Source organism: Variovorax sp. PMC12, assembly GCF_003019815.1.
Lineage (GTDB): Bacteria > Pseudomonadota > Gammaproteobacteria > Burkholderiales > Burkholderiaceae_C > Variovorax.
In genome coordinates, this window is sequence record NZ_CP027773.1 from 281,620 (window position 1) to 301,602 (window position 19,983).

Genomic DNA, 19,983 nt, shown 5'->3' on the forward strand with positions numbered 1-19,983 from the left:
CCCCCTTTTTGCAATCCAATGGAGTCAAGTCAATGAAGGTTCTGGTACCTGTCAAACGGGTCGTCGATTACAACGTGAAGGTGCGCGTGAAGAGCGACGGCACCGGGGTGGACATTGCCAACGTCAAGATGAGCATGAACCCCTTCGACGAGATCGCTGTCGAAGAGGCCGTGCGCCTGAAGGAAAAGGGCGTGGTCACCGAAGTGATCGCCGTCTCCTGCGGTGACGCCAAGTGCCAGGAAACCCTGCGCACCGCGATGGCCATCGGCGCCGACCGCGGCATCCTGGTGGAGACCACCGAAGAGCTGCAGCCGCTGGCCGTCGCCAAGCTGCTGAAGGCGCTGGTCGACAAGGAACAGCCCCAGCTGATCATCCTGGGCAAGCAGGCCATCGACGACGACGCCAACCAGACCGGCCAGATGCTGGCTGCCCTGGCCGACCTGCCGCAGGCCACCTTCGCCTCCAAGGTCGAAGTCGCCGGCGACAAGGCCACCGTGACGCGTGAAGTCGACGGCGGTCTGGAAACCATCTCCCTGAGCCTGCCTGCAGTCATCACCACCGACCTGCGCCTGAACGAGCCGCGCTACGTGACGCTGCCGAACATCATGAAGGCCAAGAAGAAGCAGCTGGACACGGTCAAGCCCGAGGACCTGGGCGTCAATGTGAAGCCGCGCCTGAAGACGCTGAAGGTCGCGGAGCCGCCGAAGCGCGGTGCCGGCATCAAGGTGCCCGACGTTGCAACGCTGGTGGACAAACTGAAGAACGAAGCGAAGGTGATCTGAACATGACCGCACTTGTTATTGCCGAACACGACCACGCCAGCATCAAGCCGGCGACCCTCAACACCGTGACCGCGGCGCTGGCTTGCGGCGGTGAAGTGCACGTGCTGGTGGCCGGCGCCAACGCCGCCGAAGCGGCCAAGGCCGCCGCCCAGATCGCCGGCGTGACCAAGGTCATCGCCGCCGACAGCCCCAGCCTGGCAGAGAACCTGGCCGAGAACGTCGCAGCCCAGGTGCTGGCGATCGCATCCAACTACAGCCACATCCTGTTCCCCTCGACCGCCAACGGCAAGAACGTCGCTCCGCGCGTGGCCGCCAAGCTGGACGTGGCGCAGATCAGCGACATCACCAAGGTCGACAGCCCCGACACCTTCGAGCGCCCGATCTACGCCGGCAATGCGATTGCCACCGTGCAGAGCAGCGACGCCACTAAGGTGATCACCGTTCGCACGACCGGCTTCGACGCCGCAGCCGCCACGGGTGGCAGCGCCACCGTCGAAACCGCTGAAGGCGTCGCAGACAGCGGCAAGAGCAGCTTCGTGGGCCGTGAAGTGACGAAGAGCGACCGCCCCGAGCTGACCGCCGCCAAGATCATCGTCTCCGGTGGCCGTGCGCTGGGCAGCGCAGAGAAGTTCACCGAAGTGATGACGCCGCTGGCCGACAAGCTGAACGCGGGCCTGGGTGCCAGCCGTGCAGCCGTCGACGCGGGCTACGCCCCGAACGACTGGCAAGTGGGCCAGACGGGCAAGATCGTCGCGCCGCAGCTGTACATCGCGGCGGGCATCTCGGGCGCCATCCAGCACTTGGCCGGAATGAAGGACTCGAAGGTCATCGTCGCGATCAACAAGGACGAAGAAGCGCCGATCTTCTCGGTGGCCGACTACGGCCTGGTGGCCGACCTGTTCACGGCCGTGCCGGAACTGGTGAAAGCGCTCTGATCGCATTGCCGCACTGAGCCAGAGGGCATCGTTCGCGATGCCCTTTTCGTATCCGCTGTATCTGGAGACAAGACATGAGCTACACCGCCCCCATCAAGGACATGCTGTTCGACATCGAGCACCTGGCCAACATCGGCGAGATCGCCAAGCTGCCCGGCTTCGAGGAGGCCGGCCTCGAAACCGCGCAGGCCGTGCTCGAGGAGTGCGCCCGTTTCAACCAGGACGTGGTGGCGCCGCTGAACATCGCGGGCGACCGCAACCCCTCGTCGTTCAAGGACGGTGCCGTCGCCACCACGCCGGGCTTCAAGGAAGCCTTTGCGCAGTACGTGTCGGGCGGCTGGCAGGGCCTGCAGCATCCTTCGGACTTCGGCGGCCAGGGCCTGCCCAAGACCATCGGCGCGGCCTGCGGCGAGATGCTCAACTCGGCCAACATGAGCTTCGCGCTGTGTCCGCTGCTGAGCGACGGCGCCATCGAGGCGCTGCTCACGGCCGGCTCCGACGAGCTGAAGGCGGTGTATCTCGAAAAGCTCGTGAGCGGCCAGTGGACCGGCACGATGAACCTCACCGAGCCGCAGGCCGGCAGCGACCTGGCCATGGTGCGCAGCCGCGCGGAGCCGCAGCCCGACGGCACCTACAAGGTGTTCGGCACCAAGATCTTCATCACCTACGGTGAGCACGACATGGCCGAGAACATCGTGCACCTGGTGCTTGCGCGCGTGACCGGCGCGCCCGAAGGCGTGAAGGGCATCAGCCTGTTCGTGGTGCCCAAGTTCCTCGTGAACAAGGACGGCTCCCTGGGCGAGCGCAACGACGTGCATTGCGTGAGCATCGAGCACAAGATGGGCATCAAGGCCTCGCCCACCGCGGTGCTGCAGTACGGCGACAACGGCGGTGCCGTCGGCTATCTCGTAGGCCAGGAGAACCGCGGCCTGGAGTACATGTTCATCATGATGAACTCCGCGCGCTACGCCGTGGGCATGCAGGGCATCGCGATTGCCGAGCGCGCCTACCAGCACGCCGTGGCCTACGCCAAGGACCGCGTGCAGAGCCGCCCGGTCGACGGCTCCATCAACGCCAGCGCACCGATCATTCACCACCCCGACGTCAAGCGCATGCTGATGACGATGCGCGCCTACACCGAAGGCTGCCGCGCGATGGCCAGCGTGGCCGCCGCCGCCTACGACGCCGCGCACCACCATTCCGATGCCGACGCGCGCAAGCAGAACCAGGCCTTCTATGAGTTCATGGTGCCGCTGGTCAAGGGCTACAGCACCGAGATGAGCCTGGAAGTGACATCGCTCGGCGTGCAGGTGCATGGCGGCATGGGCTTCATCGAGGAGACCGGCGCCGCGCAGTACTACCGCGACGCGAAGATCCTCACCATCTACGAAGGCACCACCGCCATCCAGGCCAACGACCTCGTGGGCCGCAAGACCGCGCGCGACGGCGGCCAGACCGCCAAGGCGATTGCCGCGCAGATCGAGAAGACCGAAGCCGAGCTGGCCAAGAGCGACAACCCCGCCGCGGTCGCCGTGCTCAAGCGCCTGAAGGCCGCGCGCCTGGCGTTCGTCGAAGTGGTCGACTTCGTGGCCGGGCAGACCAAGGCATCGCCCAACGCCGTGTTCGCCGGCAGCGTGCCCTACCTGATGCTCGCGGGCAACCTGGTGGCCGGCTGGCAGCTCGCGCGCTCGCTGATCATTGCGCAGGACCTGGCCTCGCGCAGCTTCGACACCGACTTCATGCTGGCCAAGGTAGCCACCGCGCGCTTCTACGCCGAGCACATCCTGAACAAGGTGCCGGGCATGCGCGACAGCATCGTCGACGGCGCCGAGAGCGTCACGGCACTCGCGCTCGACGCGTTCTGACGCGCGCGGCCGCTGTCGCCCATCTGACGGGCTGCAGCGGCCTCTCTCTCTTATAAAACCGAACCCATTCCCGGAGACGACATGTCCAAGCTGCCCCCCGTACTCGCGAACCTGCCGCTGCCGATCATCGGCTCGCCGCTGTTCATCATCAGCAACCCCAAGCTCGTGATTGCGCAATGCAAGGCGGGCGTGGTCGGCTCGATGCCCGCGCTCAACGCGCGCCCCGCGGCGCAGCTTGAAGAGTGGCTGATCGAGATCACCGAAGAACTGGCTGCCTACAACAAGGCCAACCCCGACAAGCCCGCGGCGCCCTTCGCCATCAACCAGATCGTGCACAAGAGCAACGACCGGCTCGAGCACGACATGGAGATGGTCGTGAAGTACAAGGTGCCGATCGTCATCACCTCGCTGGGCGCGCGCACCGACGTGAACGACGCGGTGCACAGCTACGGCGGCGTCACCCTGCACGACATCATCAACAACAAGTTCGCGCAGAAGGCGGTGGAGAAGGGCGCCGACGGCATCATCGCCGTGGCTGCCGGTGCCGGCGGCCATGCGGGCGTGAAGAGCCCGTTCGCGCTGGTGCAGGAAATTCGCCAGTGGTTCGACGGCCCGATCGCGCTGTCGGGTTCCATCGCCACCGGCGGCGCGGTGCTCGCGGCGCAGGCCATGGGTGCCGACTTCGCCTACATCGGCACGGCCTTCATCGCGACCGAGGAAGCCCGCGCGAGCGACGAATACAAGCAGGCCATCGTCGACGGCAATTCCGACGACATCGTCTACTCGAACCTGTTCACCGGCGTGCACGGCAACTACCTCGCCCCGAGCATCGTCAAGGCGGGCATGGACCCGGCCAACCTGCCCGAAGGCGACCTCAAGACCATGAACTTCGCGACCGGCGACGGCAGCAAAGCCAAGGCCTGGAAAGACATCTGGGGCTCGGGCCAGGGCATCGGCGCCGTGACCGAAGTGGCCAGCGCCGCGGCCTTCATCGAGAAGCTCAAGCGCGAGTACCAGGAAGCAAGGCAGCGGTTGGCGCTTTGACCGCCGTCGCGAACGGCGCGGCGCCCGTCGCCCCGGCGCCGTCGCCATCGGCGGGACGCATGCCGCTGCTCGATGCGGCAAAGGGCATTGCGTGCGCCGTGATCGTCGGGCACCACCTGTCGCGCTACGGCCCCATGCCGGCCGGCGCGTATGCGCTCGCGCCCGATTTCTTCGCCTGGCTGTCCAACGAGGGGCGGCTGGCGGTGCAGGTGTTCCTGGTGATCGCCGGCTTCCTGGCCGCGGCGAGCCTCGCGCCCGACGGCATGCTGCGCGTCGACCGGCCGGTAGCGCGGATCCTGCAGCGCTACGGGCGGCTGGTGATGCCGTACCTGGCCGCGCTCACCGTGTGCGTGCTCGTTGCGGCGGTCGTGCGGCCGTGGCTCGATGAGGAAGTGGTACCCGCCGCGCCCACCTTCGGGCAACTGGTGGCGCACGGGCTGCTGCTGCAGGACTTGCTGGGCTATGAGTCGCTGTCGACCGGTGTCTGGTACGTGGCCATCGACTTCCAGCTGTTCGCGCTCGCGCTTGCGCTGGTCGGGCTGCCCACGCTGCTGCAGCGTCCCGCCGGCGCGGTGCATGCGAGCCTGTCGGCGCGCTGGTTGCCCGTGGCGCTGGTGCTGGGGCTGGCCGTGGCATCGCTCGCGCTGTTCAACCGCAACGCGGGGCTGGACGACACCGCTTTCTATTTCTTCGGCACCTACGGCCTGGGCATGCTGGTGTTCTGGATCGGCCGCGCCACGCGCTTCAGCACCTGGCAGGGCGCGGTCGCGCTGCTGGCCCTGGTGGGGGCGGGCGCGCTCGCCATCGACTGGCGCAGCCGCATCGCCACCGCCCTGGTGACGGCGCTGCTGATCGCGGTCGCGCAGCGCCGGCACTGGTTGTCGCCGGCGCATTGGCCGGCGCTGGCCGTGCCGCTGCAGCGGCTGGGGCGCATGTCTTATTCGCTGTTCCTGATCCACTTTCCGGTGCTGCTCGCCATGAACGCGGCGGTGGCGAATGCCGGGCCGCACGGCGCATGGTTCGATGCGGCCGGCCTGGTCGCGACCTTTGCCCTGTCGATCGCAGCGGCGGCGCTCCTGTACCGCTGGGTCGAGTCGCGCCCGGCCTCGTGGCGCGGCGTGTTCATGCTTTTTGCCGCGTTGCTGGTCAGCGGAATAGCTGTTTCTTACTAGCCCCGGGGCGCTCCGCGCGGGCGCCCGGGCTGAATCTTCCCGAACGTGTTGCGTTCGAGCGCCGGACCGTGCAGTCTGCGGGCTCGTCAGTGGCTCCCGTCTCCGGTATGATTGTGGAAATTTCAGTAAATACTGAAAATCCAAGAAAACAAGGAATGGCCCAGCACTCGCACCCCCGATCGCCGTTGAAGGCTTTCGCGTCGCCCGACGTCGGCGGGGTGGTGCAAGGCGCTGCCGCGCTGCTTTGGCTGCCGCAGGCGGCCCTGCTGGCGATGGCGGTGCAGGGGCTGGCGTCGGGGCAGGGCCTTCGCGCGGTGTGGCTGCCGGCCGGCGCGATCCTGCTGCTGGGCTTGTTGCGCGCCGCCTGCGAGGCCTGGGGCGCACGCCGGACCTTCGGCCGCGCACGGGCCCGGCTCAGCGCACTGCGCGCGCAGACGGCCGAGGCATTGGCCGACGGATCTCCGCTGGACCGGGGCCGCGCGCCTTCGGGCAAGGCCGCCAGCGTGCTTGCGGAACAGGCGGAGGCGCTGGTGCCTTACCTCGTGCGCTACCAGCCGGCGCGTTGGCGCGCGACGGTCGTGCCGGTCTTCATTCTTGGCGCGGTGGCCTGCTTCTCGTGGGTGGCTGCGCTGGTGCTGCTGGTCGCGGCGCCGCTGATCCCGATCTTCATGGCCATCGTCGGCTGGCGCGCCAAGGCCGCGAGCGAGGCGCAGATGGTCGAGATGGGCAGCATGAACGCCTTCCTGCTCGACCGCCTGCGCGGCCTGGCGACCCTGCGCGCGCTCGATGCCGTCGACGCCACGGCGCACCGGCTCGGCGATGCCGCGCAGTCGCTGCGCGTGCGGACGATGTCGGTGCTGCGCATCGCATTTCTCTCGTCGGCCGTGATGGAGCTTTTCTCGGCCCTGGGCGTGGCGATGGTGGCGGCATATGTCGGCTTCCACCTGCTGGGCTCGCTCGGCTTCGGGACCTGGGGGCGAACGCTGAGCCTGGGCGAGGGGCTGTTCGTCCTGCTGCTGGCGCCGGCTTTCTTCGAGCCGCTGCGCGAGCTGTCGGCGGTGTGGCACGACCGGGCGGCGGGCGAGGCGGCACTCCAGGCGCTCGATGGGCTGCAGCAGAACACGCTGCCATTGCCCGGCGCGAGCGCGTCGCTCAAGCGTGCGGCCACGGGCGCCGCCGGCGCCGCGCCCGCCGTCGCCGTCCACGGCCTGCATTTCTCCTGGCCGGGAGAAACGAATCCGGTCTTCGACGGCCTGGAGCTTCGCGTTGCGGCCGGTGAACACATCGCGCTGGCCGGGCCCAGCGGCTCGGGCAAGACGGCTTTGCTGTCGCTGCTCGCGGGCCTCGTGCCGGCGGCGCGCGGCGAGATCTCGATCGGCGGCGTGCCGCTCACCGATCACACGGTTGCCGCGCTGCGCCAGCGCATGGCGTGGATGGGTCAGGCGCCGCACGTCTTCGCCGGATCGGTAGAGGCCAATGTGGCCTTGGGCCGCGAGGACGTCGGCACGCCCCGCGTGGCCGAGGCCATGCGCTTCGCCTCGCTCGACGCCGTGGCGCAGGCGCATCCCGGCACGGCGCTGGGCGAGGGCGGGCGCGGCCTTTCAGGGGGCGAGGCCGTGCGGCTTGCGCTGGCCCGCATCGCGGTGCATCCGCACGCCGACCTGCTGCTGGTCGACGAGCCGACCGCGCACCTCGATTCCGAGACCGCCGCCCGCGTGGCCGACGCCTTGGTCGAACTGGCACGCGGCAAGACGCTGATCGTCGCCACGCACGACCCCGCGCTCGCGGCGCGCATGGACCGCGTGGTGAGCCTCGGCGCCCAAGCCATGGAGAAGGCCGCATGAGCGCCCGCAGAAACAACACTGCGCAGTGGCGCGAGCTGCGGCTGGTGCTGCGCCCCTTCTTCGCCGAACAGCCCCGCGCGCTGCTGCTGGGTGGCCTGCTTGCTGCCGTCACCGTGCTTGCGGGGATGGCGCTGCTCGGCCTCTCCGGCTGGTTCATCACGGCCACAGCACTGGCCGGCCTGCATGCGGCCACGGCTTTCACCTTCGACGTGTTCATGCCCTCGGCCGGGATCCGGCTGCTCGCACTGGGCCGAACGGCTTCGCGCTACGGCGAGCGGCTCGTCACGCACGACGCGACCTTCGGCGTGCTTGCGTCGCTGCGCGTGCGCCTGTTCCGTGGCTGGGCGGGGCCCGATGCGGCGCGCGCCTTGCTGATGCGTCCGGCGCGCCTGCTGTTCCGCCTCACGTCGGACATCGATGCGCTCGAATCGCTTTACCTGCGCCTGCTGGTGCCCGCTGCCGCGGCGTTGGGCGCGGCGTTGCTCGCGGGCGTGGTGCTCGGCTTCATGAATGCGGCGCTGGGCGCGGCGCTGGCGCTGTGGCTGGTGATCAGCGGATGGGGCATTGCCTTGCTCGTGGCGCGGCGCGCTCGTTGGCCTGCCATTCGGCGCGCGCACGCCATCGAAGCCTTGCGCGCTCGAGCGGTCGATCTCGTCGCGGGCCAGACCGACCTGGTGATGGCAGGCCGCATCGACGCGCAGCGCGAGGCGCTGATGCGCGCCGATGCGCAACTCGCCAAGGCCGATCTCGCATTGAACCGGCTGGAGGCCGCTTCCGGCTTCGCCTACGGCAGCGCGGGCACGCTGACCCTCGTTGGGGTGCTGCTCATCGTTGGAACGCTCGTCAGCGAGGGTCTGATCGGTGCACCGGCGGCTGCATTGGCATTGCTGGTGGCGCTCACGGCGACCGAGCCTTTCGCGGCGCTGCGCCGTGGCGCGCTCGATGCCGGGCGCACCTGGCTTGCGGTGCGGCGCCTCGCACCGCGCATGGCGTCTTCAGACGACGATGCAGCGACGGCGAAGCCCGAAGGCGATGCGCCCTTCGCGTTGCAGTTGAAGAACGTCAGCGTCGCGCACCCCGGCAGCCGCACGGAGGTCTTGAGCGACGTGTCGCTCACCTTGCGCGCCGGCGAGCGCGTCGCGGTTGTCGGCGCGAGCGGCGCTGGCAAGTCGACGTTGCTGGCTGCCGTCGCCGCCGAACTCACGCCGCAAGCCGGCCATGTGAGCGCGCAGCCGGCCTGCCTGCTGACCCAGCGCACCGAACTCTTCCAGGACAGCCTGCGCGACAACCTCCGCCTGGCCGACCCCGCCGCGAGCGACGAGCGCCTGTGGGCCGTGCTGCAAGCCGCCGGCCTCGACGCCGATGTGCGTGCCCTCTCGACCGGCCTCGACACCCGTCTCGGCGAAGGCGGCCTGGGCCTTTCCGGCGGCCAGTCGCGCCGGCTCGCGCTGGCCCGCCTGCTGCTGCGCCCCGTGCCGCTGTGGCTGCTCGACGAACCGACCGAGGCGCTCGACGCCGCCGTCGCGCACGACGTGCTGCAGTGCCTCGCGCAACACGCCGGAACGCGCACCCTGCTGATCGCCACGCACCTGCGCCGCGAGGCCGCGCTGGCCGACCGGCTCGTGTGCATGCGGCACGGCCGCATCGTTGCCGACCTGCGCCGCGGAAGCGATGCCTTCGATGCGGTGCTGCGCGGCCTGCGCCCGGATTGAACCGAAGAAAAACAGAAAACAGGGAACACAAAGGAAGATCTCATGGACCTCGACATCGTTGCGCTATCGCGCCTGCAGTTCGCCGTCACGGCGCTGTATCACTTCCTGTTCGTGCCGCTGACGCTCGGGCTTTCGATCATCATCGCCATCATGGAGACGGTCTACGTGATGACCGGGCGCGTGATCTGGCGCGACATGACCAAATTCTGGGGCGTGCTGTTCGGCATCAACTTCGCGATGGGCGTGGCCACCGGCATCGTGATGGAGTTCCAGTTCGGCATGAACTGGAGCTACTACAGCCATTACGTCGGCGACATCTTCGGCGCGCCGCTGGCCATCGAAGGGCTCATGGCCTTCTTCATGGAGGCGACCTTCGTCGGGCTGTTCTTCTTCGGCTGGGACAAGCTCTCGAAGGTGGGCCACCTGGTCGCCACCTGGGCCGTGGCCATCGGCTCCAACTTCTCGGCGCTGTGGATTCTCATCGCCAACGGCTGGATGCAGAACCCGGTGGGCGCGGCCTTCAACCCGCAGACCATGCGCATGGAAGTGACCGACTTCGCCGCCGTGCTGACCAACCCCGTGGCGCAGGCCAAGTTCGTGCACACCGTGTCGGCGGGGTATGTGTGCGCGGCCGTGTTCGTGCTGGGCGTGTCGGCTTGGTACGTGCTCAAGGGCCGTCACCTTGAACTGGCCAAGCGCTCGATGACGGTCGCGGCTTCGTTCGGCCTGGCCGCCGCGCTGTCGGTGGCGGTGCTCGGAGACGAGAGCGGCTACCTCTCGGGCGAACACCAGAAGATGAAGCTCGCCGCCATCGAGGCCATGTGGGAAACGCAACCCGCGCCGGCCGCCTTCACGGTCATCGGCTTCCCCGACCAGGAGGCGCGCGAGACGCACTACGCCATCCACATCCCCGGGGTGATGGGGCTGATCGGCACACGCTCGCTCGACACGGTGATGCCCGGCATCGACGAACTTGTGAAGCGCGCCGAGGTCCGCATCCGGGAGGGCCTGAAGGCCTACGACGCGCTGCAGAAGATCCGAGAGGCGGGCGGCACCGGCAAGGTGACGCAGGGCGTGCGCGGGGACTTCGAGGACAACGGCATCAACATGGGCTATGCGCTGCTGCTCAAGCGCTACGTGGACGACCCGCGCCAGGCCACCGACGAGCAGATCACCAAGGCGGCGTGGGACACCGTGCCGCAGGTGGCGCCGCTGTTCTGGCTGTTCCGGGTGATGGTGGGCATCGGCATGCTGCTGATCCTGCTGACGGGCACCTTCTTCGTGCTCTCGGCGTGCCGCAAGCTCGACAGCCACCGCTGGCTGCTGAAGGTCGCGGTGTTCGCGATTCCGCTGCCGTGGATCGCCATCGAGTCGGGCTGGCTGGTGGCGGAGTTCGGGCGCCAGCCGTGGGTGATCGAAGGCGTGCTGCCGACCGCGGTGGCCGTGTCGAACCTCGGCGTGAAGACGCTTCTGCTCACGCTGGCGGGCTTCATCGCCATCTACACCACGCTGCTCATCATCGAGATGAAGCTGATGCTCAAGGCCATCCGCAAGGGGCCCGAGGCCGAGCATGCGCCCGACGAGGGCGACACGCTCTCGCACATTCCGCCGGCCCACGCGGGCGCGGCCATTCCTTCTCCTTCCGCAGGGAGCGCAGCATGACCCTCCACACACTCCTCGACTACGACACCCTGCGCTTCATCTGGTGGCTGCTGATCGGCGTGCTGCTGGTGGGCTTCGCCGTGACCGACGGCTTCGACCTGGGCAGCGGCATGCTGCTGCCTTTTGCGGCGCGCAACGACATCGAGCGGCGCGTCGTCATCAACAGCGTGGGTCCGGTGTGGGAAGGCAACCAGGTGTGGCTGATCCTGGGCGGCGGCGCGGTCTTCGCGGCGTGGCCTCAGCTGTACGCCGTGTCGTTCTCGGGCTTCTACCTGGCGATGTTCGTGATTCTCACGGCGCTGATCCTGCGGCCGGTGGCCTTCAAGTTCCGCAGCAAGCGCGAGTCGCCGCAGTGGCGTGCGCGCTGGGACGGCGTGCTGTTCTTCAGCGGCTTCGTGCCCGCGCTGATCTGCGGCGTGGCCGTGGGCAACGTGCTGCAGGGCGTGCCGTTCCGCTTCGACAACGACATGCACATCTTCTACGACGGCGGCTTCTTCGGCCTGCTGAATCCGTTCGCCATCTTGTGCGGGCTCGTGTCGGTGGCCATGCTGGTGATGCACGGCGCGGCGTGGCTGCTGCTGAAGACGGCGGGGCCGGTGGCCGAGCGTGCGCGCAGCTACGGCATGATTGCTTCTGTGCTCACCGTCGCGCTGTATGCGCTGGGCGGCGTGCTGCTGGCCACGAGCATCGGCGGCTACCGCATCAGCAGCGTGATCGATGCGGTGGGGCCGTCCAACCCGATGCTCAAGACGGTGGAGCTGCATGCCGGCGCATGGACCGCCAACTACGCGGCGCATCCGTGGACGCTGGCGGCTCCGGCGGCCGGCTTCGTCGGCGCGCTGGGCGCTTTGCTCGGCCTCGCGCTGCGCCGCCCGGTGTTCGCGCTGCTGACGGCGGCGCTCGGCATCGCCGGCATCATCCTGAGCGTGGGCGCGTCGATGTTCCCGTTCATCCTGCCGTCGTCGATCGACCCGCGCGCCAGCCTCACGGTGTGGGACTCGTCGTCGAGCCACCTCACGCTGTTCATCATGCTGGTGGTCACGGCCTTCTTCATTCCCATCATCGTGGCATACACCAGCTGGGTCTATCACGTGCTCTGGGGCAAGGTCGACGAGCAAGCCATCCGCGACGAGAGCGGACACGCCTACTGAACGAACGGAGGAAAAAAGATGTGGTACTTCGCCTGGATCCTCGGCCTGCCGCTGGCAGCCGCTTTCGCCGTGCTCAACGCCATGTGGTACGAACTCATGGACGACGATGCCGTTCGCAAGGCCAAGCTCGAGACGCCTGAATCGTCGCAAGGACAGGAGCGGCTCTAGCCCCCAGGGCGGCAGTGCCGCCCTTACACAGCAGATCCCGCGGTCCCGACGGCTTCAGTCGGCCGCGGGATTTTTCTTTTTAGACGCGCCGCCGCCCGTGATGCGGTCCTTGAGCGTCAGCACCTTCGTCACCGTCGCGCCCATGCCCATGAGTTTCATGGCGGTCTCGGGCGCGAGCCGCTGAACGTCGTCGAACCACTTCATCAGCCTGTCGATCAGGTCGTGCATCTCGCGCATGCGCTCCTGCGCGTGGCGCTCGGCATCGCTCGTGGGTGATTCCAGCAGGGCGTTGCGCAGCATCGACAGCGTGGGCTCGATCTCGCGGCGGCGCCGTTCCTCGGCCAGCACGCGGAAGATTTCCCACACGTCCGACGGCGCCTCGAAGTATTCGCGTCGGTCGCCCGGGTGGTGGCGCAGGTGCACCAGCCGCCAGGCCTGCAGTTCCTTCAGGCCCATGCTGACGTTCGAGCGCGAGAACTCGAGCAGCTCGGCAATTTCGTCGGCGTTCAGCGCGCGCTCGGACAGAAAGATCAGCGCGTAGATCTGCCCGACGGTGCGGTTGATGCCCCATTTGCTGCCCATTTCGCCGAAGTGGGCGACGAACTGGCGGTTGAGGGGCGGGAGGTCTGAAGAGGTGGCCATGGGCCGGATTGTCGCGCCGGGCCGTGCTGTATTTCCGGAAGTTTCCGAAAACTGCGGAAGCACGAAAGGTTAACAAATAACCAATATTGGTTATATCCAGGAAGCAGTTAGTTAACAAAAATAAACAATCACTGACCACTTGCACTTCGTTGGTGCATCAGCAACCCTTTTCAAAGGTTAAAGAACAATGAACAAAGCTCATCGCAGCATCTGGAACTCGGCGCTCGGCGCCTGGGTGGCTGTTTCGGAGAACACCCATGCCCGCGGCAAGAAGAGCCAACGCGCGGTGGCGCTGGCGGCGGGTGCGGCATCTCTGCTGATGCTGGCGGGGCCTTCGTTCGCAGGGGGTGACGGCGGTGGCGGTGGCTTCCTCGTCAACGGCAGTTCCGGCGCGGGGCAAACGGCGGGCAACAGCACGACCGGGGTGGGCGGCCACGGGGGGCAGGGCGATCAGTCGGCCGCAGGCGCCGTCGGCGGCGCCCTCGGCACCAACGGAGCCAACGGCACTTCGGCGGCGAGCGGCTTCACCCCGGACAGGCTGGACGGCAGCGGCGGCGGCGGCGGCGGTTCCGTCCGGACCGGCTTCGTTCCTGTCACCGCCACGATCACGGCCGGCAACGGCGGTAACGGCGGCACCGGCGGCTACAACCGCTCGAACCCGGGCGGCGGTGGCGGCGGTGGTGGCGGCGGCAGCGTGCTCGCCACCCAGTCGTTCGAGGTCAAGGCGACGGGGTCGCTCGTTGGCGGCAATGGCGGCAACGGCGGCGGCGTGGTCGCGAACACATCGTCGCTGACCGGTGCCGGCGGCGGCGGCGGCGCGGGCGTGCTGGTGGTGCCCGTGGGCGGCGTGACAATCACCAACGCCGGCACCATCACGGGCGGAAACGGCGGCACGGGCCTGGCGACCCGGGGAACCCACCCCGTCACCAGGGCGACGGTCTACGGCGGCGCGGGCGGCAATGGCGAAGGCGGCGCGCTGGGCGGCACGCAGCTGGGCGCGTATGCGCAGGGCGGGGCCGGCATCGTCGGCAGCAATCTCACCATCGTCAACAGCGGCACCATTTCCGGCGGCCTGGCGGGCGACAAGTCGACCCGCGCCAATTCGATCCAGCTGGGCGGTGGCAACAACTCGCTCACTCTCAAGGCCGGCTCGGTGCTCAACGGCGGCGTGGTCGCCCAAGGCACCGGCAACAAGCTGTTCCTGGAAGGCACGAATACAGAGGACGCCGCGTTCCAGGGCTTCTCGAGCATCAATGCCGCCAGCGGCAGCAAGTGGACGCTGACGGGCAAGTTCCAGCCCACGGGCAACCTCGCGGTCAACGTGGACGGCACCGGCGCCACGCCCGCGCAGCTCACCATGAACGGCGTCATCTCCGGCGCCGGCAGCCTCACGGCCGACGGCCGCGGCACGCTGGCGCTGGGCGCCACCAACACCTACGCCGGCGGAACTGCCATCAGGAACGGCACCACGGTGCAGATCGGCACGGCCGGCGCGCTCGGCTCCGGCACGGTCACGCTCGACGGCGGCAAGCTCGCCGCCACGTCGAGCCTCAGCCTGACCAACAACCTGGCTTTCGCGGCCGGCCAGCGCAGCACCGTGGCCGCCGCCACCGGCCGGACGCTCGACATCGATGGCAACCTGGCCTTGAACGGCAGTGCGACCGCCGTCTTCGGCAGCACGACCGAAACCGGCACCGTCCGCCTGGACGATGGCACCACCATCGTCTCCAGCACCGCGGCGGTCGTCGTGGCCGGCGGCACGCTGCAGGTGGCGGACGCCACCCGCGCCGCGACGATCTTCCCCAACGTTGCCTCCACCACGGTCAATACCGGGGCCACGCTGGACCTGAACGGCTACAACGTCACCATCGGCAACCTGCAGGGCGCCGGAACGCTGAAGACCCGGACCGGCAACTTCCCCGCGCAGACCACCACGGTGCAGTCGGGCAACTTCTCGGGCTCCATCACCGGCACCGGCCAGCTCGTGAAGACGACGGCGGGCACGCTGGTGCTCAGCGGCGCCAACAGCTACACCGGCAACACCACCATCAGCGGCGGCACGCTGCAACTGGGCGACGGCGGCACCACCGGCAGCATCGACAACAGCAACATCACCAACAACGCGGCGCTCGTGTTCAACCGCTCCAATGCGACGAACTTCACGCGCACCATCAGCGGCAGCGGCAGCGTGACCCAGAGCGGCACGGGCACGCTCACGCTCTCGGGCGCCAACACGTATGGCGGCGGCACCAGGGTCAACAGCGGCACGCTGCAGGTTGCGGCGGCCAATGCGCTCGGAAGCGGCGGGCTGACGATGGCCGGCGGCAAGCTGGCCGCGACGTCGACCATGACCCTCTCGAACGGCGTGAGCTTCGCGGCCGGAACGGCCAGCACCGTCGCCGCCGCCACCAACCGCACGCTGACGCTGGGCGGCGCGCTGAACCTGGGGGCGAACGCCACCGCCACCTTCGGCAGCGCCACCGAGACCGGCGTCGTCAACGTTGCCAGCAACAGCGCCACGGTGGACAGCAGCGCCGCCGTGGTCGTTGCCGGAGGCACGTTGCGCGTAGGCAGCGGGGCGCTGATGAGCACAGTCCTCGGCAACATCGCCTCGACCACCGTGAACGGCGGCGCCACGCTCGACCTGAACGGCCAGAACGTCTCCATCCGCAACATCCAGGGCGCCGGCACGCTGCAGACCGGCTTCAAGAGCGCGCAGGCCACCACGATCGCAAGCGGCCTGTTCGGCGGCGCCATCGCGGGCGCGGGCAAGCTGGTGAAGAGCGGCGCCGGCACGCTGACGCTGACCGGCACCAACACCTACGGCGGCGGCACCACCATCGACGCGGGCACGCTGCAGGTCGGCAACGGCGGCACCACCGGCAGCATCAGCGGCGACATCGTCGACAACGGCGTGCTGCAGTTCAACCGCTCCGACGACATCGCATATGCCGGCGGCATCACCGGCACCGGAAGCCTGACGAAGTCGGGCGCCGGCAAGCTCACGCTCACCGGCGCCAGCACTTACGGCGGCGGCACCACCATCGACGCGGGCACGCTGCAGGTCGGCAACGGCGGCACCAAGGGCAGCATCGCCGGCAACATCACCAACAACGCCGCGCTGGTGTTCAACCGCTCCGACAGCTACACCGTGGCCGGCGACATCGACGGCACCGGCAGCCTGAGCGACAACGGCACGGGCACGCTGATCCTGGCCGGCACCAACAGCTACAGCGGCGGCACCACCATCGGCAAGGGCGCGACGCTGCAGGTCGGCAACGGCGGCAAGAGCGGCACGCTCTCGGGCGCGGTCACGGCCAACGGCAACCTGGTCTTCGACCGCTCCGACGACTCGAGCTTCACCGGCACCGTCAGCGGCGCGGGCAGCCTGACCAAGAACGGCGCGGGCGAACTCGAGATCACCGGCGCCAACACCTACACCGGCAACACATCGGTGAACGGCGGCACGCTGCGGGTGAACAACACCAGCGGCAGCGCGACCGGCAGCGGCAGCGTGCAGGTCGGCGCCGGCGCCACGCTGGCCGGCGGCGGCACCATCAGCGGCGCGGTCAACGTGGCCAGCGGCGGTTCGCTCGCGCCGGGCAACAGCCCCGGCACCCTGACGATCGGCGACCTGAGCATGGACAAGGGCTCGTTCCTGAACTACCACCTCGGCGCCGTCGGCGAAGACCCGCTCAACGACCTGGTCCAGGTCAACGGCAACCTGATGCTCGGCGGCACGCTGAACGTCACCGAGACGGCCGGCGGCAGCTTCGGCCCGGGGCTGTACCGCCTCGTCAAGTACACCGGCTCGCTGACCGACAACGGCCTGAACATCGGCAACACCCCGGTCACGGCCGGCGACCTGTACGTGCAGACCAGCGTGGCCAAGGAAGTCAACCTGATCAACAGCACCGGCGTGCAGCTCGGCTTCTGGGACGGCGGCGACACGGTCAACAACGGCAACGTGGGCGGCGGCTCGGGCACCTGGCGCATCGGCAGCCCCGGCAGCCCCAACGACACCTGGACCAACAGCGAAGGCGGCTACAACGCCACCTGGAAGCCCAACCAGTTCGCCATGTTCGGCGGCACCGCGGGCACCGTCACGGTGGACAACAGCGGCGGCGACATCAGCATCGGCGGCGCGCAGTTCTTCTCCGACGGCTACGTGGTGCAGGGCGATGCGCTGACGCTGGGCAACGCGCACACCGTCATCAAGGTGGGCGACGGCACGCGCTCGGGCGCTTCGATGACGGCGACCATCGCCTCGCAGCTCACCGGCGCGGGCGGCCTGACCAAGGACGACTACGGCACGCTGGTGCTGACCGGCGCCAACAACTACACCGGCGGCACCGTCGTGTCGGCCGGCGTGCTGCAGGGCAACACCACCAGCCTGCAGGGCGAGATCGTCAACAACGCCAACGTCACCTTCGACCAGTCGACCGACGGCACCTTCGGCGGCACGATGAGCGGCTCGGGCAGCCTGCGCAAGATCGGCACCGGCGACCTGGCGCTGGCAACCGCCAACACCTACACCGGCGGCACCAGCATCGACGCCGGCAGCGTGAGCGCGAGCGTCAGCGGCGCGCTGGGCACCGGCCCGGTGAACGTCAATGCCAGCGGCTACCTGGCCTTCACCGGCAATGCCGGCGCGGGCGACCTGCGCTTCACCACCGCCGCCGCCAGCCCCGGCATCAACGGCGGCGCCATCGAGTTCAGGGACGACTCCTCGGCCGAGCGCGCGAGCTTCCTGAACTACAAGGGCGGCAGCGTCACCTTCGCCGGTAATTCGACGGCGGGCGATGCCGTGTTCGACAACCGCGGCGGCAGCGTCACGGTGTGGAACAACGCCACCGCGGGCAATGCGCGCATCGTCAACTCGGCGGGCGGCTCGACCAACATCTGGGACGACGGCTCGGCCGGCCGCGCGACCATCGTCAACGAGGCGACCGCTTCGCTCGACATCCGCGACCGCGCCACGGCCGCGCAGGCCACGGTGGTCAACAAGACGGGCGCGGTGGTCAACATCCGCGGCCTCACCACGGCCGGCACTTCCATCGGCTCGCTGGAGGGCGGCGGCCGCGTGCTGCTGGGCAACAAGACGCTGACCACGGGCGGCCTGAACACCAGCACCGAAATCTCGGGCGTGATCTCGGGCGTCGGCGGCTCGCTGGTGAAGGAAGGCACGGGCACGCTCACGCTGTCGGGCGCCAACACCTACACCGGCGGCACCGCGCTGCTCAAGGGGCGCCTGAACCTCGGCAACGCGCAGGCGCTGGGCACCGGCGAACTGGCGATGGACGACGGCACCGCGATCGGCTTCACCGCGCCCGGCATGACGATTGCCAACGCGATCCGCTTCACCGGCAACAGCGACCCGATCATCGACACGGGCGCCTTCGACGCCGGCCTGAGCGGCGCCATCAGCGGCGCGGGCTTCATCACCAAGATCGGCACCGGCACGCTGACGCTTTCGGGCGCCAACAGCTACACCGGCGCGACCGACGTGGCGCAGGGCACGCTGCGTGCCGGCGCGGCCAACACCTTGAGCGCCGCTTCGGCGCACAACGTGGCCGCGGGCGCGACGCTGGACCTGGCGGGCTACAGCCAGACGGTGGCTTCGCTGAGCAACGGCGGCACCGTGTCGCTGGTGGGCAGCGTGCCCGGCACCACGCTGACGGTGAACGGCGCGTACGTGGGCAACGGCGGCGTGCTCAAGCTCGGCACCACGCTGTACTTCAACGGCCCGCCCTCGGACCGGCTGATCCTCAACGGCCCCGCCGCTTCGGCCAGCGGCAACACCACGGTGCAGATCACCAACATCGGCGGCCTGGGCGCGCTGACCAACGGCAACGGCATCGAGGTGATCACCGCGCAGAACGGCGCGAAGACCACCGCGCAGACCACCAAGGACGCGTTCTCGCTCGCGGGCGGCCATGTGGATGCCGGCGCGTTCGAGTACCGCCTGTATGCCGCCGACGCGCTCGGCCAGGGCGAGAACTGGTATCTGCGCTCGGCGCAGAAGGGCGTGACCTACTACCGCCCCGAGACCTCGCTCTACGCCGCGCTGCCCAACCAGCTGCGCCAGGGCAGCCTCGCGATGCTGGGCGACGTGCGCAAGCGTGTGGGCGACGACGACGTGAAGGGCACCGCGCCCAGCGCGACCGGCTCCGAGCGCCGTGCCTGGGCCCGCGTGCTGTCGACCGACATCGACATCCAGCAGGGCGGCACCGTCTCGCCCACCAGCAAGGGCCGCCTGACCGGCTTCCAGGCCGGCACCGACCTGCTCGCCACGCCCAACTGGCGCGCCGGCATCTACGTCGGCCAGCTCGACGGCGATGCGCGTGTCAGCGGCTATGCCAGCGGCGTGAGCAACCTGAGCGTGGGCCGCAACGACCTGCGCAGCCAGTACGTGGGCGTGTACGGCACCTACACCAGCGACAGCGGCTTCTATGCCGACGCCGTGGTGCAGTCGGGCCGCCATCGCTACACGGTCGAGCCGCTGATGGGCATCGGCGCGGCCGGCAAGGGCAACAGCCTGCTGGGCTCTATCGAAGTGGGCCAGGCCTTCCCGATCGGCGCCAGCGGCTGGACCGTCGAGCCGCAGTTGCAATTGATCCACCAGCACATGGACCTGAGCAACTCGGCCATCCTGGGCGCGGTGGTCCAGCCCCAGGTCGACAGCGGCTGGCTGGCCCGTGCGGGCGTGCGGGTCAAGGGCGAGATCGATACCGGCATGGGCATGCTGCAGCCGTACGGTCGCGTGAACGTCTACAAGACTTCCCGTGGAACGGACGTGGCGCGCTTCGTCAACGGCGCGACCTCGACCGACATCGCGGCGCCGATCGGCGGCACCAGCACCGAACTGGCGGGCGGCTTCACGCTGACCCTGAACCAGTCGACGAGCCTCTATGGCGAAATCGGCAAGCTGTGGTCGTCGGGTGGCGACACCAAGGTCAGGAGCGGCATCAACGGTTCGCTGGGCGTGCGGGTGAAGTGGTAACGG

General features: G+C 68.8%; 12 protein-coding genes. 11 read left to right on the forward strand and 1 reads right to left on the reverse strand.

The window, feature by feature from the left end:
- Nucleotides 1-32 precede the first annotated feature (32 nt).
- The 10 genes from C4F17_RS01330 (at nucleotide 33) to cydX (ending at nucleotide 12,335) form a co-directional block, all read left to right on the forward strand.
- A complete protein-coding gene (locus C4F17_RS01330) occupies nucleotides 33-782 on the forward strand; it encodes an electron transfer flavoprotein subunit beta/FixA family protein (protein WP_106933999.1) in 750 nt (249 codons plus the stop codon).
- Between the two features lie 2 nt (nucleotides 783-784).
- Nucleotides 785-1,717 carry an electron transfer flavoprotein subunit alpha/FixB family protein gene (locus C4F17_RS01335; protein ID WP_106934000.1) on the forward strand — a complete coding sequence of 311 codons (933 nt, stop codon included), beginning with the start codon at nucleotides 785-787 and terminating at the stop codon, nucleotides 1,715-1,717.
- Nucleotides 1,718-1,791: 74 nt separating this feature from the next.
- Nucleotides 1,792-3,582: an acyl-CoA dehydrogenase gene (locus C4F17_RS01340; RefSeq protein WP_106934001.1), complete on the forward strand. Its 1,791-nt coding sequence runs from the start codon at nucleotides 1,792-1,794 to the stop codon at nucleotides 3,580-3,582.
- Nucleotides 3,583-3,663: 81 nt separating this feature from the next.
- A complete protein-coding gene (locus C4F17_RS01345) occupies nucleotides 3,664-4,626 on the forward strand; it encodes an NAD(P)H-dependent flavin oxidoreductase (protein ID WP_106934002.1) in 963 nt (320 codons plus the stop codon).
- A 59-nt stretch (nucleotides 4,627-4,685) separates the two neighbouring features.
- Nucleotides 4,686-5,798: an acyltransferase family protein gene (locus tag C4F17_RS01350; RefSeq protein ID WP_081267005.1), complete on the forward strand. Its 1,113-nt coding sequence runs from the start codon at nucleotides 4,686-4,688 to the stop codon at nucleotides 5,796-5,798.
- 155 nt (nucleotides 5,799-5,953) lie between these two features.
- A complete protein-coding gene (cydD, locus tag C4F17_RS01355; RefSeq protein ID WP_106934003.1) occupies nucleotides 5,954-7,642 on the forward strand; it encodes a thiol reductant ABC exporter subunit CydD in 1,689 nt (562 codons plus the stop codon).
- On the forward strand, nucleotides 7,639-9,354 hold the full coding sequence (gene cydC / locus C4F17_RS01360) for a thiol reductant ABC exporter subunit CydC (RefSeq protein ID WP_106934004.1): 1,716 nt from the start codon (nucleotides 7,639-7,641) through the stop codon (nucleotides 9,352-9,354). The genes cydD and cydC overlap by 4 nt, the downstream gene beginning before the upstream one ends.
- A 42-nt stretch (nucleotides 9,355-9,396) precedes the next feature.
- Nucleotides 9,397-11,016: a cytochrome ubiquinol oxidase subunit I gene (locus C4F17_RS01365; RefSeq protein ID WP_106934005.1), complete on the forward strand. Its 1,620-nt coding sequence runs from the start codon at nucleotides 9,397-9,399 to the stop codon at nucleotides 11,014-11,016.
- Complete coding sequence (gene cydB, locus C4F17_RS01370; RefSeq protein WP_106934006.1) at nucleotides 11,013-12,167, forward strand: cytochrome d ubiquinol oxidase subunit II; 1,155 nt, start codon at nucleotides 11,013-11,015, stop codon at nucleotides 12,165-12,167. The genes C4F17_RS01365 and cydB overlap by 4 nt, the downstream gene beginning before the upstream one ends.
- An 18-nt stretch (nucleotides 12,168-12,185) precedes the next feature.
- Nucleotides 12,186-12,335 carry a cytochrome bd-I oxidase subunit CydX gene (gene cydX, locus C4F17_RS01375; RefSeq protein WP_081267010.1) on the forward strand — a complete coding sequence of 50 codons (150 nt, stop codon included), beginning with the start codon at nucleotides 12,186-12,188 and terminating at the stop codon, nucleotides 12,333-12,335.
- Nucleotides 12,336-12,389: 54 nt separating this feature from the next.
- Here the strand turns inward: cydX and C4F17_RS01380 are convergent, their stop codons facing one another.
- Complete coding sequence (locus tag C4F17_RS01380) at nucleotides 12,390-12,977, reverse strand: GbsR/MarR family transcriptional regulator (protein WP_106934007.1); 588 nt, start codon at nucleotides 12,975-12,977, stop codon at nucleotides 12,390-12,392.
- 187 nt (nucleotides 12,978-13,164) lie between these two features.
- On the opposite strand from C4F17_RS01380, the gene C4F17_RS01385 reads away from it, so the two are divergent.
- A complete protein-coding gene (locus C4F17_RS01385) occupies nucleotides 13,165-19,980 on the forward strand; it encodes an autotransporter-associated beta strand repeat-containing protein (RefSeq protein ID WP_106934008.1) in 6,816 nt (2,271 codons plus the stop codon).
- Nucleotides 19,981-19,983 lie beyond the last annotated feature (3 nt).